This window comes from Streptomyces sp. NPDC044984 (assembly GCF_040646935.1).
Classification (GTDB): Bacteria; Actinomycetota; Actinomycetes; order Streptomycetales; family Streptomycetaceae; genus Streptomyces.
Map to the genome: position 1 here is coordinate 25,696 of NZ_JBEZBE010000034.1, position 16,020 is coordinate 41,715.

Consider the following 16,020-nt stretch of genomic DNA (forward strand, 5'->3'; position numbering starts at 1 on the left):
TCCGCGAGGGGTTCGGGTGTCGGGGCGGGCGGCCGGGTTCACCGGCCGGGGTCTGCGGCGGCCAGGGCCCGGTCGATCAGGGCGGCGGTCCGCCGGACCGCGGGGTCGTGCAGCAGGGAGTAGTGGTGGCCGTCGACCGTGTGGGCGTCCACGGGGCCGCTGACGTGCGGCAGCCAGCCCAGGGCGGGCAGGTCTCCCGCGTCGTCCACGCCCATGCCGACACCGGCGTTGTGCGGTGAGGGACGGGACGCGGCGATCAGCAGCAGCCGGGTGGCGGGATCGGTGAGGTGTCCGGCCCGGTGGCCGGCCAGCGCCCGCAGGTGGCGTTCGAAGACCTCGAGGCGGGTGTCGGCGGTGTCCCGCGGGCCGAGCAGGCCGGCCCGCCGCAGCCGTTCGGTGACGGTCCGGCGGACCGCCGCCGGGTCCGGGGCGGTGCGGATGGGCTCCGCGTCCGTGCCGAGGTCCAGGTCGAGGTCGAGGAACGCCTCCAGTGAGCGCAGGTAGCGGACGGCCGCGAAGGCGGTGTCCTGGGCGCGGTCGGTGCCGCCCAACTCCCGGATGCGGTCGGGGGTGTTGGAGTCGATCAGGACCAGCAGGCCGGTCCGCTCACCGCGTCGTTCGAGCTCCACGGCCATCTGGTGGGCGACCGTGCCGCCCATCGACCAGCCGCCCAGCAGGTAGGGGCCCCGCGGCTGGTGGGCGCGGAGCGCGGCGAGGTAGCGGTCGGTCATCTCGGCGATGGTCCGCGGCCCGGTGCCGCCGGTCAGGGCGGGGTCGGTGAGGGCCACGACGGGCCGGCCGTCGGTGAGGTGACGGACGAGTTCGCCGTAGCACAGCACGTCCCCGCCGGAGGGGTGCATCAGGAACAGGGGGCGGCCGCCGTCGCCGTCGTGCAGCAGCAGGGCCGCGTCGGTGTCGGGGCTCGGGCCGTGGCCGGCGGGTGCCGCCCGTTCCGGTGCGCGGGCCGGGGCGGCGGGCACGGTGCGGGGCTCGTGGAGGTCCCATGCCCGCGGTGCGCCGGCCAGCCGGCGGACCCGCTCGGTGTAGGCGGCGAACGCCGCGTCCGCCTCGTCGGCGGGCAGGACGTTCTCCAGGACGTCCCACTGGAGCAGGAGCGCGCCGTGCTGCTCGATCACCTGGTGGTCCAGCCAGGTCTGCGGGGTGCTGCTCACGCCGTACACCGGTGTGCCCGCCCAGTCCAGGTCGTGTCCGCCGCCGAGCGGTCCGGACAGGCCGAGGGCGCTGGTGAAGACCACGGGGACGGACGCGGTGCGGCCGGTGCGCGAGGACTTCTCGGCCAGCAGGTCGAGCGCGGAGAACTCCCGGTGGTCCAGGTCCTCGAAGAGGGTGCGCTGGGCCCGTGCGGCGGCGTCGGCGAAGCAGCGGGTGTCCGAGCGGTCGACCTCGTGCAGCATCAGCGAGGTGAAGTCGCCGACCACGGCGTCCGCCCCGGGCAGGTGCGCGGGCCGGTCGAAGAGGGTGAGGGTGACGGCGAACCGGTCCTGCCCGGACCACTCGGCGAGTGCCTCTCCGTAGGCCGCCAGCAGGACGGCCGTGGGGGTCAGCCCGCGCCGGGCGGCCTCGGCCTTGAGGGCGTCCCAGCGGTCCGGTTCGAGGCGGGCGGTGCGCCGTGCGAAGCGGGGCCGGTCGCCGGGGCTCCCGGTCCGTACGGGCAGGGCGGGGGCGCCGGGCAGGTCGTCCAGCCGGGCCCGCCAGTAGGCGGCGGCCCGCGCGTGTCCGGGGCCCTCGGCGCGGCGTTCGAGCGCGGCCACGCAGTCCGCGAAGGTGGTCTCCAGCGGGGGCAGTTGAGCGTCGGGGTCCTGGTAGAGGGTGCGCAGTTCGCGGTCCCAGATCAGGTAGCTGGCGGTGTCGCACACCAGTACGTCCACGTTGACGAACAGGCGGACCACGTCGCCGGGCAGGCGGGCGGCCCGGATGTCGACCAGGGGCCAGCGGCCCGGCCGGGGTTCGCGGCGCACCATGCGCTCGCGGACGCGTTCCAGCTTCCGGGCGCGCTCGGTGTCGTCGTCCTCCGTCAGGTCCTGGACGCGGATCCGGTAGCGGGGCACCTTGTCGAGCACCCGGTTGCGGCCCTCCGGGGAGACGACCGCGCGCAGCATCGGATGGCGGGCGACGACCGTGTTCCACGCCTCCTCGTAGCGGTCGGTGTCCAGGCCGGGGCAGTCGTACTCCAGGTGGAAGGAGCAGGGGACGTCGCCGAGGCGGTAGCCGCCCGATCCGCCGACCCAGTAGGCGTGCTGCACCCGGGTGAGGGGGAACTCCCGCTGGCTGTCGGCGGGTTGCGGGGACGGGCGGCCCGTGTCCGTCGGCGTGGCGGCGGCGCGCCGCGGTTCCCCGCCGGGCAGCAGCGGGGCCAGGGCCGCGATGGTCGGCCGGGCGAGCAGGTCCTGCAGCCGCAGGTCGGCGCCGTGGTCGTCGCGCAGCCGGGCCAGCATCCGGGTGGCCAGCAGGGAGTGCCCGCCGAGCGCGAAGAAGTCGGCGTCACGGTCGGTGACGGGGAAGCCCAGCAGGTCCGACCAGACCTCGGCCAGTCGCGCCTGGGCCTCGGTGGTGAATTCCGCACCGGTCCGTGGCTCCGGCACGGGCGTGCCGGGAGCCGGTGCGGCGGTGGGCGTGCCCGCGGTGCGGGGCGCGAGGTCGGCCGGAGAGACGGCGAGGGAGGCCGGGGCACGGCCCTCGGCGGCGAGTGCCAGCAGCCGGTCGACGGTGCGCATGCCGTCGGCCAGGCCGATCGAGTGGCGGGAGGCCACGGTGCGTTCGCTCCGGCCGGGCCCGACGCGCCAGCCGTCCCAGGCCACGCTGACCCAGCGGGGTGCCCCCGTGCCCGTGGTGTGCTCGTGTTCGGCGAGGGCGTCCAGGTAGCGGTTGACCGCGGCGTACGGGGCGAGGCCGAGGCCGCCGACGAACGCCGTGGCGGAGGACATCAGCAGCACGGTCGCCGGGCGGCGTCCGGAGGGCAGGGCGTGCACGGCGGCGCGCAGCGCGAGCGCCGCGGTGACCTTGGCGTGCGCGTGTGCGCGCACGGCCTGCTCCCCGGTGGCCCGCAGGGGTGCGACGGCGGCGGAGGCGACCACGCCGGCGGCGTGCACGACCAGGTCCAGCGGGCCGTCGCGGTCGGTCAGTTCCCGCAGCAGGGCCGTGGTGGCGGCGGTGTCCGCGGCGTCCGCGGCACGGACCTCGATGTCGGCGCCGGCCGCCCGCAGGACGCGGATCGTCTCCGCCCGTTCGGCTTCGGTGCTGCCGGGGGCGGGGGCCGGGGGGAGCCCGGTGCGGCCGGTCACCACGACCCGCCGTCCGGTGCGGGCCAGGTGCCCGGCCAGGGCCAGGCCCACGTCGCCGAGTCCGCCCAGGACCACCGCCGTGCCCGTCCCGCCGTCGGCGCCGGCCGGTCCGTCCGCGTCCGCCGCGGGTGCGGACGGCCGCCAGGGGGTGATGTCGCGCGTCCAGCGGTGTCCTCCGCGCAGGGCGCACTCGATGCCGCTCGGGCCGCCCGACGCCAGGTCGGCGGCCTCCGCCGGCACGGCCCGGAGGTCGTCGGCGTCCGGCGGTCCGGCCGGCAGGTCCACCGAGCGCCAGCGCAGGCCCGGGAACTCCTGGGCGAGGACGCGGGGAACTGCGAGGGCGGCGGCGGCCCGGGGAGCGGGCCGGTCGGCGCTCTCCACCTGCTGGGCGTTGTGGCTGAGGTGCAGCAGGCAGGTGCGGTGTGCCCAGGCCGCGGCGGCTCGCGCCACCTCCGCGTACCGCAGCACCGACGCGCTGACGGTGTCCGCCGGGTCGTCGCCGGTGTCCTCGTGCGGGCCGACCACGACGACGCCGTCGCACGGGGTGCCGGGGTCGCGGACCACCTCGTCGAGGGTGACGGTGCGGGCCCCGGCGGCGGCCAGCGCGGCACGTACCCGCTCGGTCCGCGGTGACCCGGGCGGACCGGCCACGAGCCAGCGGCCCCGCAGCGCCGACCGGTCCGCCTCGACGGGCGGGGTGCGCCGCCAGACGGGCAGCTGGAGGGGTTCGGACTCGTCCGGGGCGTCCTGCGCCTCCGGGGTGGCCGACGGGGCGGCCGCGGGCGGGTCGATCCACAGTCTGCGGCGCCGCATGGGCAGCCCGGGCAGCACGGCACGGCGTCGTCCCGGGCGGTGCAGGGCCGCGGCGTCCAGGGGGACTCCGTACGTCCACAGTTCCCCGGCGGCCGCGAGCAGCGCGGCACGTCCCGCGCGGGGTTCGTCGCGGTCGGGGAAGGCCGCCAGCGTGGCCAGGGGTTGCCGGTCCCCCTGCTGACGGGCCAGCTGGAGCAGTGCGCCGCCGGGCCCCGCCTGGACGAGGACGGCCGGCCCGTCGCCCAGGGCGGTGGCCAGGGCGTCGGAGAAGCGCACCGTGGACCGCAGGTGCGCCACCCAGTGGTCGGCGCCGGGAGCGGTGTCCAGCAGCTTCCCGGTGAGGGTCGTGGCGAGCGGTATGCCGGGAACACGGGGCTGAACGGTCTCGGCGGCCGCGCGCAGTTCGGGCAGGACGGGGTCGACCAGGCGCGAGTGGGCGGCCGCGTCGAGGGAGAGCCGTACGGTGCGCTCACCGCGTGCGGTCAGGGCCCGTTCCACCGCGGCCACGGCCGGCGCGGGTCCGGACACCACACAGGACCGCGGGCCGTTGACGGCGGCCAGGTCCAGTTCCGGGTGGCCGGCGAGCAGGGCCAGGGTCCGCCGCTCGGTCAGCGGGACCGTCAGCATCACTCCGCCGCCCGCCGCCCGGGACATGCCGCGCGAGCGGACCGCCACCAGTGTCGCGGCGTCGGGTAGGGACAGGGCTCCGGACAGCACGGCGGCCACGTACTCGCCGAGGCTGTGACCGACCACCGCGTCCGGTTCCACGCCCCAGGAGCGCAGCGTGCGCGCGGCGGCCAGGGAGACGGTGAACAGGGCGGGCAGTCCGTGGGCGGGGTCGCGCAGCAGCCGTCGCGCGTGCTCGTCGGACGGGTCGGCGGTGATCAGCCCGGTGAGGCCGGCACCGGTCCCGTCGTCGAAGAGGCCGGCGCACTCGCGCACGGTGCGGTCGAACTCCTCCTCCTCGGCGCACAGTCGGCGGCCCATGCCCGCGTACTGCGCTCCGCCGCCGGGGAAGGCCAGCACGATCCGGGGCGGGGTGGGGCCGGGACGGCGCCGCGGCGCGGTGCGCAGGGCGCGGCCGTCGGCCTCCGCCGCGCCGGTGATCACGGCGGCGGCGCGGTACGGCAGCGTGCCGCGGCCGGTGTGCAGGGTGTGGGCCGCGTCGGCGGGCGCGACCGCCCCGGTGCGCAGGGTGGTCGCGGTGTCCTCGGCGAGGCGGGCGAGGGCGTCGTCGCGGTGCGCGCTGAGCAGGACGAGCTGGGGCCGCGGATCGGCGGGGGGTTCGGGCCGGACGGGGGCGCTGCCCAGGACCACGTGGCAGTTGGTGCCGCCGATGCCGAAGGAGCTGACGCCCGCGTACCGTCGCCCGGTCCAGCCGGTGGGCTCGTGGACGACGGTGAAGGGCGAGTCGTCCAGCCGGAGGTCGGGGTTGAGGGGCAGGGCGTCCAGGGTGGGCGGCAGTACGCCGTGGTGCAGGGCGAGGACGGTCTTGGCGAAACCGGCGATGCCGGCGGCCGAGTTGGCGTGTCCGATGTTGCTCTTGACCGAGCCCAGGGCGCACCAGGCCGGGCCGGTGTCGCCGAAGACGCGGCGCAGCGCGGCGACCTCGACGACGTCGCCGAGGCGGGTGGCGGTGCCGTGGGCCTCGACGTAGGTGATGTCCCCGGGCGTGAGTCCGGCCACGGCGAGCGCCTCGGAGACCGCGCGGGCCTGTCCGCGCGGCGAGGGGGCGGTGAAGCCGGTGCGGTCGCCGCCGTCGTTGTTCACGGCGGAGCCGTGCAGGACGGCCAGCACCGGGTCGCCGTCGGCGAGGGCGTCGCGCAGCCGCCGCAGGACGGCCACGCCGACGCCCTGGGTGTGCACGATGCCGGTGCCCTCGGCGGAGAAGGTACGGACGCGCCCGTCGGCGGAGAAGATCCCGTCGGGGACGTGGAGGTAGCCCCGGCCCTGCGGCACGATCAGGGAGGCGCCGCCGGCGAGCGCGGTGTCGCACTCCCCCGCCAGCAGGGACTGGGCCGCCAGGTGCACCGCCACCAGCGAGGTCGAGCACGCGGTGCCGACCGCGACGGCCGGCCCGGTGAGCGCGAGGCGGTGCGCGACGTGCAGGGGGAGGTAGTCGGCCACCCCGGCGAGGGCGGCCTGGAGGCTGCCGACGGGGTCGGTGGCGGAGGCGGCGTAGCGGTCGGCGAGGTTGCGGGCGAGGTAGTCGCTGTGGGCGGCGCCGGCGAAGACGCCCACGGCGCCCGCGCCGGCGCCGCCGCCGTGCCCGGCGCTCTCCAGGGCGCGCAGGCAGGCCTCGAGGAAGAGCCGCTGCTGGGGGTCCATCAGGGCCGCCTCGGCGTCGGTCAGGCCGAACGGCTCGGGGTCGAAGTGGTCCTGCTCCTCGATGATCCCGCTGACGGGTACGTGGGCGGGGTTGGCCGACAGCCTCGCGGGGACGCCGCGTGCGGCGAGGTCCCGCTCGTCGTGCCGGGTCAGTCCGCTGCGGCCGCCCACCAGCAGGTCCCAGAAGGCCGCCGTGTCGGGTGCGCCGGGGAACCGGCAGTCCAGGGCGGTGACCGCGATCAGGTCGTCGTCCACGGCCGGGGGGCCGGGTTCGGCGCCCGGCACGGGGCCCAGGGAGGAGGTCGGTCCGGTCATCGTGCGGTCTCCTCGGCGAGGGCGCGGGCGGCGAGGCGGGAGCTTCTGCGCGCGGGTCGTTCGGGCTGCGGGACGGTGGGCGCGGGGCCCGTGGTGGGGGCGGGGCCCGTGGCGGGGGCGCCGGTGGGCGCGGGCCCGGTGGCGCCGGGTGCGGAGGCGTCCCGGGCGCGTTGCGCGGTGATGCGGGCGGCCAGGGCGGCGACGGTGGGGTGCTCGAACATGTCGGCCAGCGCGAGCCGGGGCGCGATGCCCTCGCGAAGCCTGCGGTGGGTGAGGACGAGGGTGAGCGAGGTCGCGCCGAGGGCGCCGAAGGTGCTGTCGGGCGTCACGGGGACGTCGGTGAAGTAGGCCAGGACGGCGGTGAGCGCGTCCAGGACCTCCGGGTCCACGGGCGTGTCCGCGCCGGGCCGGCGGCCCGGGGACGGCGGCCGGTTCCCCGTGGGCGCCTGCGCTCCGTGGTCCCCGGCGCTCCGGTCCGGGCCGGGCGCGCCGGGCGCCGGGACCGGTGCCGGTGCCGCGTCTGCGGCCGGGGAGGGCGCCGTGGCCCCGTCGCCGGGCGGGGAGCAGAGCACCTCGGCGAGCCCGTCGGCGGGCAGGCGCGTCCCGTCGGCGGAGCCGGTGAGGTGGGCGACGTGGCGCAGCCAGCGGGCGGACGCCGCCAGCGCTTCGTCCGGCCGGAGCCCGCCGGGCCGGACCACGAGGACGGCCTCGAGACCCTGTGCCGCCGCCTCGGCGGCCGCGGCGGCGATCCACGCCAGGCCCTCGGCCGGTGCGGTGGCCGGTCCCGCCTGCGGGACCGCGACGGGCCCGCTCCGTCCGGTGGTGAGGGCGCCGGAGTCGGCGTCCGGAGGGCGCACTTCGGCGTCCACGGGCGGTACGGCGGCCGGTGCGGCCTCCGGTACGGCGCCCGGTGCTGCGCCCGGTCCCGTCGCGGTCAGCGCCGCGTGGTCGATCTTGCCGTTGGCCGTGACCGGGAGCTGGTCCAGGATGACGAACCTGCTGGGCACCATGTAGTCGGGCAGCCGTTCGCGCAGGCCGTCCGCCAGTTCCTCGGCCGTGGGCGGCTCGCTCGCGCCCCGGGGCGAGAGGTGCGCGACCAGCCGGGGCCGCCCGTCGGGCCCGCGCACCGACGACACCACGCACTGCCGGACCGCGGGGTGCCGGGCGAGCACGGCCTCCACCTCGCCGAGTTCGATGCGGTGCCCGCGTATCTTCACCTGCCGGTCGACGCGGCCGAGGAACTCGATGGTGCCGTCGGCGGTCCACCGGCCGAGGTCGCCGGTCCGGTACAGCCTGCGGCCCAGCACGGGGTGGACGGCGAACCGCTCGGCCGTCTGCACCGGGTCGGCGGTGTAGCCGCGGGCCAGTCCGTCGCCGCCGATGAACAGCTCCCCCGCCTCGCCGACCGGGCAGGGGCCGCCGTCCTCGTCGAGGACGAGGAAGCTCTGGCCGCGCAGGGCCCGGCCGTAGGGGATGCTGACCCAGGCCGGGTCGGTGCGCTCCACCGGGTGGGTGATGGACCAGATGGACGCCTCGGTGGCCCCGCCCAGGCTCATCACCTTCGCCTGCGGGGCGAGCCGGCGCAGCCGGTCGGGCAGGGTCAGGGGGATCCAGTCGCCGGAGAGCATCACCAGGCGCAGGGAGCGCAGCGCGGTGACGGCCTCGTCGGGCTCCGTCTCCGCGTACTCGACGAGCATCTCGAGCAGGGCGGGGGCGGTGTTCCAGACGGTGACGCCGTGCCGGCCGGCCAGTTCCAGCCAGTGCTGCGGGTCGCGTTGCCGGGCGGGCTCGGGCAGGACGAGGCAGCCGCCGGCACCGAGGACGCCGTAGACGTCGAACACGGACAGGTCGAAGCTGAGCGCGGACAGCGCCAGTACGCGGTCCTCGGGGCCGATGCCGAACCGGTCGACGATGTCGTCGACGGTGGTGCGGGCGGCCCGGTGCTGGATCTCCACGCCCTTGGGGCTGCCGGTGGAGCCGGAGGTGAAGATGGTGTAGGCGAGGTCGTCGGGGCTCGGAACGGCGGCGGGAACCGCGGGTTCGGCGGCGGCGCCGCGGGCGGGACGCCCCGCCGCGGTCAGGCGGTGCGCGGTGACTCCGGCGGGCCAGTCGGTCCTCACGCCGCGACCGGTCAGCGCGTGCCGGACCCCGGCGCGTTCGCAGACGGCGGCGATGCGGGCGGCGGGCCAGGAGGGCTCGACCGGCAGGTAGCCCGCTCCGCTCAGGCTGACGCCGAGTACGGCGGTGATCTGCGCGGTGCCCTTCTCGCAGGCGACGGCGACCATGTCGCCGGGGCCCACCCCCCGCGCGGTCAGCAGGGCCGCGGTGGCGGCTGCGTTGTCCGCGAGGCGGGCGTGGGTGACGGTGGCGGCGGAGGTGCGCAGCGCGGGGCGCCGCGGGTGCCGCCGTGCCGCGTCGACGGCCGGGTCGTGCAGCAGGGGGCCGGCGTCCGGGAAGGGTACGGCGTCCAGGGGTTCCTCGGGCCGGAAGGAGGGGTCCCAGCCCAGCGCGGTGTCGCGCCAGGCGTCGGCGTCCGTGAGGGTGTGCAACAGGCGTACGTGGGCGTCCAGGAGGGCCTGGATCCAGCCCTCGGGGAAGGCGCCCTCGACGGTGTCCCAGGCCAGGCGGAGCCGTCCGCCCTCGTCCCACACGATGTGGTCGAACAGGACCTGCGGGGTCTGGGAGATGCCGTACACCTCCCGGCCGATCCAGGCGGCCGGGGGCTCCCCGTCGCCCGCGAGGCCCACCCCGCTGGTGAAGACCACCGGGTGGCTGGGGGCTCCCACCGCCGGTGCGTCCTGCGCCCGCAGCTCCCGGAGCACCTCGACGCCGGAGACGGACCGGTGGTCCAGGTCCTCCCAGAACCGGTGGTTGACGGCGGTGGCGTACTCGGCGAAGCCCTTCCAGTCGGCGGGGTCGAAGCGGGGCGTGCCGACCAGGGCGGTGGTGGTGAAGTCGCCGACCACGCCCTCGGCCCCGCCCTCGTCCTCCGGGCGGTCGAACAGGGTGGTGTTCAGGCACACCCGCTCCCCGGCGCCCCACCGGCCGAGCACGACGGCGAAGGCCGCGAGCAGGGCGGCGGTCGGCGTGACCGCGTGCTCGGCGCACCGGGCGCGCAGTTCCGCCCAGGCACCGGCGTCGAGTGCGGCGGCGGAGCGGACGAAGCGGGGCGGGGTGGTGTCGGCGGGGTCGCGCAGCAGGGGCAGCCGCGGCGCCGGCGGCAGTCCAGGGGCGCGGTCGGCCCAGTAGGCGCGGTCGCGTGCGCGCCGGGCCGCCCACTCGGGGTCGGCGGCGCGGGCGCGCTGGAGGTCGGCGAAGCGGGCCGCCGGCTCGGGGAGGCGGTGGTCCGGGTCCGCGACCAGGCTGCCCCACTGGCGCATCAGCAGCATCCAGCCGGCCATGTCGGTCAGGAGGACGTCGACGCCGACGTGCAGTCGGGTCCGTCCGTCGGGGAGGAGCGTGGCGTGGATGTCGAACAGCGGCCAGGAGCCGGTGGGGCGGTTCTGGTGGGAGCGTTCCCGGCGCCGGGCCGACAACGTTTCCCGCACCCGCTCGGCGGGCTCGCGGCGCAGGTCGGTGACGCCGATGCGGTAGGGGCCGGGGGACGCGGCGATGCGCTGGTCCCCCCGGTCGTCCACCGCCATGCGCAGCATCGGGTGGTGCTCGACCAGCCGGTTCCAGGCGGCCTCCAGCCGGGCCACGTCCACGAGCGGGTCCGTGTCGCCGGGGGTGCGGTCGTACTCGTGGTAGTAGAAGGTGGCCACCCCGCCCAGCGGCATGCCCTCGGCCCGTCCGGCCAGGTACGAGGCCTGGATGGGCGTCAGGGGGAAGCCGTCCGCCTCTTCCCCGTCGGGGGCCTTCTCCCCGTCGGGGGCCTTCTCCGGCGCGCGGCCGGTGAGCAGGCGGTCCGCCACCGCACGGACCGTCGCGCCCTCCCCCAGGAAAGCGGTCAACGGCAGGTCCTGGCCGGTGCGTTCGCGGATCCTCCGCCTCAGCCGCACCGCGGTGAACGATTCGAGCCCCAGAGCCGCGAACGGAATCGCCGGCGCGACCTCGTGCGGTGGTGTGCCGAGGACTTCGGCGACGCAGTCGACGACGTGGGCAAGGAGGTCGTCGCTCGGCACAGGCTGGTTCATCCGGTCTCCGTCGCATAGGCAGGTAGGCGCACAGGCAGGCAAGAGAGCGCTCCCCCCCGCAGAGAGGTCCGGGGGAAGCGGAACACCGATGAACCTAATTGAAAATGATTATCAGATCAACCAACTTGCGACGACGGATCGTCCGCGCGCTCCAGAACGCACAACCCCAGCGCCGGATCACCCGCCCGGCGCAACACCAGACCCGCCTCGGCGACTTCGGCCGTCAGCGCGTCCTCCGTCGCGACCCACCAGCGGTACTCGACCGTCGTTCCGGCCAGCGGCCGGCCCTGACGCAGGACGCCGTAGTCCATGCGCCAGGTGATCTCGTCCGCCCCCGTGGGGCGCGCGCTCGCCCAGCCCTCGTACTCCAGCTCACCGATGGCGACCCGGGCCATCCGCACCCGCTCCACCTCCACCGGGGCGAACGGCGGAGTGAGGTTGAACACCAGCGCGCCGCCCGGGGCGAGTTGCCGGGCGGCGCGGCTCCACAGCGCGCGCCGCTGCCCGGGCGGCAGGTGACCGATCATGTTCAGGGCCACCACCGCCCGCACATCGTCGGGCCAGTCGGCGCTCGCGCAGTCGCCGGGAACCACCGTGACGCGCTCGCGCAGTTCGCCGTCCTCGTGGACCCGGGCGAGCAGGACGGCGCGCATCGCGGCGGACGGTTCGACGGCGAGCACCGGCACCCGCGGCAGCGCGTCGCAGATGACGCGCACGCCCCGGCCGGACCCGGCCCCGAGGTCCACCACGGCCCCGGCTGTGGCGCGGACGCGCGACAGGACGTCCGCCAGCGCCGGAGCCAGCGGCTCCCACGACTCGGCGATCAGGATGTCGAGGTACTCGGCGGACCGCTCGTAGGGGTCACTCATCACTGCTCCAGACGCTCAATGCCTCACGGTTCACCCCGTACGGTAATCGGAAATGAATTTCATTACTAGAAGGAGGGTCGAGAACGCGAAACGGTGTCCGCCCCGTCTCACGGACGGGGCGGACACCGTTTCAGCGGCAGGCGTCAGCTCTGCCGGGAGCCGTAGGGGAGCAAGGCCATCTCGCGCGCGTTCTTGACGGCCCTCGCTATCTGCCGCTGCTGCCGACGCGTCACATGGGTCACCCGGCGGCTGCGGATCTTCCCCCGGTCGGAGATGAACTTGCGCAGCAGATCGGTGTCCTTGTAGTCGACGTAGGTGATGCCGGCGGCATCCAGCGGGTTGGCGCGTTTCGCGGTGCGCCGGTCGGCGCCTGCGCGTCGGGGCATGGTGGGGTCGTTCCTTTCTTCGGAGGGCGGGCCGCCGGGGGCGGGAGGGGGCTTCAGGTCACCGGGTCGAGCAAGTCGTCGAACGCGTGCGGGAGTTGTTCCCAGCGGCTCCTGCCCGCCGCGTACTCGTCATCGGTGAGCAGGCACGAGTCGAGGAGGGTGAGCAGGCCGTCGCGGTCCAGTCCGGGTGCGGTGAAGGTGAGGTACTGGCGGCGGTCACCGTGCTCCGGGTGCCAGTCCACCGAGGCGGCGACGCGGCGCTCCGCGGGCACCATCTCCCAGGCGGCGTCGGGCAGGGCCGCCAGCCAGGGCCCGGCCGACTCCACGCACAGCGCGCCGCCCGCGGCGTCCCAGGACAGCAGGGTGTCGGGGCGGTCCGCCAGCCAGAACCGCCCACGGCTGCGCGCGGCGGCGCAGGTCAGGTCCTCCAGCGCCGCGTAGAGGCGCTGCGGGTGGAAGGGCCGCTCGCGCCGCCAGACGAAGGTGCTCACACCGTGCTCGTCGCATTCCTGCGGCAGCAGCGCGCACGCGGGATGCACGCGGGCGCCGGCCGCTTCGGGGTCGAAGCCCGCCAGCAGGGCGGTGCCCAGGGCCCCGCTCCCCACCGGCACCTTGCGCGCGCCGGGCGTGAGCTGGGCGAGCAGCGCGTGGTCGCCGGCGTCGGCGGCCTCGCGGTCCTCCCCGTGGGGGCCGTCCTCGGCGACGGCGATCACCGTGGGGTACTCCAGTTGCCGGGCGAAGGTGTCGGCGATCGTGCGCCGGTCGGCCGGGGCTGCGGCGAGGCCCGCCTCGGCGAGGTCGTCGCCGTTGGACAGGTACGGCAGGACCAGGGCCGGGTCGACCACGGTGGCCACCCCGGTCAGCGCGAGCGGCGCGCCCTCGGACGCGATGACCGGGGCCATGCCGTGGGGCTCGACGGAGTCCCACAGCTCCACGACGGCCAGCCGGTGGCCGCCCGCCTCCGCGAGCCGCGTCAGTTCCGGGACGAGGTCCTCACGCAGCGCGCAGCAGGCGCAGTCGTTCACCAGGGGCGCGTCGCCGCTGCCGAGCAGGCCGTCGGCGTCGCGCACGGTCCGGTGCACCGAACCGTCGACGGCGGACGTCAGGTCGTGGTGCAGGGCGACCGAGCCGGGGACCGTGCGCAGGATCTCGTCGACGGCGGCCCGGCGGGCGTCGGCGTGCAGTCCGGCGACGATCGCGACCGGCAGCCGGGGCAGGCCCCCGCTCACCGCCCGCTCCGGTCGCGTCCGTAGCGCCGCTCGAAGCGCTCGACCCGTCCCGCGGTGTCCAGGACGCGCTGGGTTCCGGTGTAGAAGGGGTGACTGGCCGAGGAGATCTCGACGTCGATGACGGGGTAGGTGTTGCCGTCCTCCCATACGACGGTCCGGTCACTGGTGGCCGTCGACCGGGTGAGGAAGGCGAAGTCGGCGGCCCGGTCGCGGAAGACGACGGGGCCGTACTGGGGGTGGATTCCGGGCTTCACGGTGCTCAGCGCTCCTCACGGAAGTCGACGTGGCGCCCGGCGATCGGGTCGTACTTGCGCAGCGTCAGGCGGTCGGGGTCGTTACGGCGGTTCTTGCGGGTCACGTAGGTGTAGCCGGTGCCGGCGGTTGACCTCAGTTTGATGATCGGACGCAGTTCGTTACGGGCCATGGGCCGCACTGTACACGGTATTGAATTTCATTTTCATCTAGCTGCTAGTGTGCTGCCACTGACCGACCTCGAGGAGGAACTTTGTCCGCCCACTGCCAACTCACCGGCCGGAAGCCCGGATTCGGGCACCAGATCTCGCACTCCCACCGGCGGAGCAAGCGCCGCTTCGACCCGAACGTCCAGCGCAAGCGCTACTGGCTGCCGAGCGAAGGCCGCCACGTCCGGCTCACCCTGTCCGCCAAGGGCATCAAGACGGTCGACGCGATCGGCGTCGAGGCCGCGGTCGCGCGCATCCGCGCCCGGGGAGGGAAGGTCTGATGGCGAAGAAGAGCAAGATCGCGAAGAATGAACGGCGACGACTCGTCGTGGCCCGCCACGCCGAGCGCCGCGCCGAACTGAAGGCGATCATCGCGTCCGTCCGGACGTCCGACGAGGAACGCGCCGCCGCCCAGCGGGAGTTGCGCCGGCAGCCCCGCGACGCCAGCGCCACCCGCGTGCGCAACCGCGACTCCGTGGACGGCCGCCCCCGCGGTCACCTGCGCGCCTTCGGCCTGTCCCGCATCCGTCTGCGCGAGATGGCCCACGCGGGCGAACTGCCGGGGGTCACCAAGAGCAGCTGGTGACGCGCGCCCGGTCCGCGCCCGGCGCGACGTCCGGGTGACCGCCCGCCGTCACCGGCCGGTCCGGTCCCGGATCGAACCGGTGACGGACCGGCCGGTGACGGACCGGCCGGTGACGGACCGGCCGGTGACGGGTCAGCCGTCGGCGGACGCCGAGAGGGAGCGGGGGCGCAGGTCGGTCCAGTGGGCCTCGACGAACTCCAGGCACGCCTCCCGGGAGTTCTCCTCCAGGGCGACCGTCCACCCGCCGGGCACCGCCGCGAAGGACGGCCAGAGGGAGTGCTGGCCCTCGTCGTTCACCAGGACCAGGAACCGGCCTTCGGTGTCGTCGAAGGGGTTGGTGCTCATGCTGAGTGCCTCCCGGTCGAGCCAAGATTAGGTTAGCCTCGCCTAATTGGCATGAGACTAGCTTTTCCCCTCCCCCCTCACAAGGAGACGTTCATGCGGGGCCTCGCGGCCGGTACGAAGGGCGGCTTCGACGAGTTCGGACTGCCCGGCACACCCGGCACCGACGCGTTCTGGGCCGCGGTGCGGACACCCGTGTCGGTGCCCGCCGGCGACGGCGGCTGGGTGACCTTGTTCCTGTGGCGCGGCCCCCAGGCGGCCGGCATCGACTTCGAGAGCTGGTCGGAGCCGGTGCGCCTGGACCGGTGGGGCGACACGGACTGCTGGTACGCCGAGGTGCGCATGCCCGCGCGGCTCCGGGTGACCTACCGGTTCCTCGTGGACGGCGCGGCCTTCGCCGACCCGTTCAACCCGGCCGGTGCGGGCGGCGACCGGTCCGTCGCGGCGACGCCGGACGCCCCGGCCCAGCCGCACTGGCCCGACCTCGGCCCCGAGGACGTCCTCCCCGTGCCGCGCACCCGGATCCGCTGGAACAGCGGGCGGCTCGGCGGGCGGCGCACCGTGCGGGTCCGTCCGGTGGGCGGCGGCGGGCCGGTGGTCCTGCTGCTCGACGGGGACGACTGGCTGTACCTGCACCCGGCGACGACCGCGTTCGAGTCGGCCGTGGCCGCCGGCGCGATGCCTCCGGTCACGCTCGTCTTCCTGCCGGCCGGGGACCGCACGGCCGAGTTCGGGTGCCGGCCCGAGCTGTGGGAGGCGGTCCGGGACGAACTGCTGCCGCTGGTGGCGGAGACCGGGGTGCCCGCCGACCGGGACCGGCTGGTGGTCGCGGGGCAGAGCCTGGGCGGACTGAGCGCGCTGTACGCGGCCCTGGAGTTCCCGGACCTGGTCTCCCGCGTGGCCTGCCAGTCGGGGGCGTTCTGGTGGACGCCCGGCGCCGCCGGCCTGGCGGACCCGCTGGGCGGCCCGGTCGGCGGCGCCATGGCCGCCCGTCTGCGGGAGCGGTCCGGCCTGTCCGGTCTGCGGGTCGCGTTCGACGTGGGGGAACACGAGACGCGGATGCTCCCCCACTGCGCCCGGGTGGAGGAGCTGGCCGAACGGGCCGGTGCGACCGTACGGGTCTCCCGCTCGGCGTCGCACCACGACCGGGCGGGCTGGCGCCACGCCCTGCTGCGCGACGTCGCCTGGGCGCTCGGGGCACCGCCGGAAGAGGGGTGAACCACCCGGGGGCCGGTAGGGGCCGACCGCGTCCC

General features: G+C 76.0%; 11 protein-coding genes. 3 read left to right on the forward strand and 8 right to left on the reverse strand.

The genetic code is table 11. The annotated features are described in order from the left end of the window. Positions 1-38: 38 nt before the first annotated feature. From AB0A94_RS30285 to rpmG, 7 genes are all read right to left on the reverse strand, one after another. Positions 39-6,758: an SDR family NAD(P)-dependent oxidoreductase gene (locus tag AB0A94_RS30285; protein WP_361749130.1), complete on the reverse strand. Its 6,720-nt coding sequence runs from the start codon at positions 6,756-6,758 to the stop codon at positions 39-41. Continuing rightward, positions 6,755-10,894 carry an amino acid adenylation domain-containing protein gene (locus AB0A94_RS30290; protein ID WP_361749131.1) on the reverse strand — a complete coding sequence of 1,380 codons (4,140 nt, stop codon included), beginning with the start codon at positions 10,892-10,894 and terminating at the stop codon, positions 6,755-6,757. Before AB0A94_RS30290 ends, AB0A94_RS30285 begins: the two co-directional genes overlap by 4 nt. Before the next feature lie 116 nt (positions 10,895-11,010). After that, entirely contained in the window at positions 11,011-11,763 is a 753-nt protein-coding gene (locus tag AB0A94_RS30295; protein WP_361749132.1) for a class I SAM-dependent methyltransferase, read from the reverse strand. Positions 11,764-11,906: 143 nt separating this feature from the next. After that, complete coding sequence (gene rpsR / locus AB0A94_RS30300; protein ID WP_361749134.1) at positions 11,907-12,149, reverse strand: 30S ribosomal protein S18; 243 nt, start codon at positions 12,147-12,149, stop codon at positions 11,907-11,909. Positions 12,150-12,202: 53 nt separating this feature from the next. Then, on the reverse strand, positions 12,203-13,378 hold the full coding sequence (locus AB0A94_RS30305) for a GTP-binding protein (protein WP_361749135.1): 1,176 nt from the start codon (positions 13,376-13,378) through the stop codon (positions 12,203-12,205). Then, a complete protein-coding gene (locus tag AB0A94_RS30310; RefSeq protein ID WP_361749136.1) occupies positions 13,375-13,632 on the reverse strand; it encodes a type B 50S ribosomal protein L31 in 258 nt (85 codons plus the stop codon). Before AB0A94_RS30310 ends, AB0A94_RS30305 begins: the two co-directional genes overlap by 4 nt. Positions 13,633-13,637: 5 nt before the next feature. After that, entirely contained in the window at positions 13,638-13,802 is a 165-nt protein-coding gene (gene rpmG / locus AB0A94_RS30315) for a 50S ribosomal protein L33 (protein WP_037927404.1), read from the reverse strand. Between the two features lie 81 nt (positions 13,803-13,883). On the opposite strand from rpmG, the gene rpmB reads away from it, so the two are divergent. Together rpmB and rpsN are read left to right on the forward strand one after the other, a co-directional pair. Further along, positions 13,884-14,120: a 50S ribosomal protein L28 gene (gene rpmB / locus AB0A94_RS30320; RefSeq protein ID WP_361749137.1), complete on the forward strand. Its 237-nt coding sequence runs from the start codon at positions 13,884-13,886 to the stop codon at positions 14,118-14,120. After that, entirely contained in the window at positions 14,120-14,425 is a 306-nt protein-coding gene (rpsN, locus tag AB0A94_RS30325) for a 30S ribosomal protein S14 (protein ID WP_361749138.1), read from the forward strand. Before rpmB ends, rpsN begins: the two co-directional genes overlap by 1 nt. 132 nt (positions 14,426-14,557) lie before the next feature. On the opposite strand, the gene AB0A94_RS30330 is transcribed toward rpsN, so the two are convergent. Then, positions 14,558-14,770 (reverse strand): MbtH family protein, encoded by a 213-nt coding sequence (locus AB0A94_RS30330; RefSeq protein ID WP_217137060.1) that lies wholly within the window; start codon positions 14,768-14,770, stop codon positions 14,558-14,560. A 93-nt stretch (positions 14,771-14,863) separates the two neighbouring features. Here AB0A94_RS30330 and AB0A94_RS30335 point away from each other — a divergent pair, with 93 nt between their 5' ends. Continuing rightward, entirely contained in the window at positions 14,864-15,985 is a 1,122-nt protein-coding gene (locus AB0A94_RS30335; RefSeq protein ID WP_361749139.1) for an alpha/beta hydrolase-fold protein, read from the forward strand. The last annotated feature ends 35 nt before the right edge of the window (positions 15,986-16,020 follow it).

Bases quoted from the DNA above. Each gene is read 5' to 3' on its own strand.
- AB0A94_RS30335 (WP_361749139.1), top strand. From the start codon at position 14,864: ATGCGGGGCCTCGCGGCCGGTACGAAGGGCGGCTTCGACGAGTTCGGA.
- rpmG (WP_037927404.1), bottom strand. From the start codon at position 13,802: ATGGCCCGTAACGAACTGCGTCCGATCATCAAACTGAGGTCAACCGCC.
- rpsN (WP_361749138.1), top strand. From the start codon at position 14,120: ATGGCGAAGAAGAGCAAGATCGCGAAGAATGAACGGCGACGACTCGTC.
- AB0A94_RS30330 (WP_217137060.1), bottom strand. From the start codon at position 14,770: ATGAGCACCAACCCCTTCGACGACACCGAAGGCCGGTTCCTGGTCCTG.
- AB0A94_RS30285 (WP_361749130.1), bottom strand. From the start codon at position 6,758: ATGACCGGACCGACCTCCTCCCTGGGCCCCGTGCCGGGCGCCGAACCC.
- AB0A94_RS30295 (WP_361749132.1), bottom strand. From the start codon at position 11,763: ATGAGTGACCCCTACGAGCGGTCCGCCGAGTACCTCGACATCCTGATC.
- rpsR (WP_361749134.1), bottom strand. From the start codon at position 12,149: ATGCCCCGACGCGCAGGCGCCGACCGGCGCACCGCGAAACGCGCCAAC.
- AB0A94_RS30290 (WP_361749131.1), bottom strand. From the start codon at position 10,894: ATGAACCAGCCTGTGCCGAGCGACGACCTCCTTGCCCACGTCGTCGAC.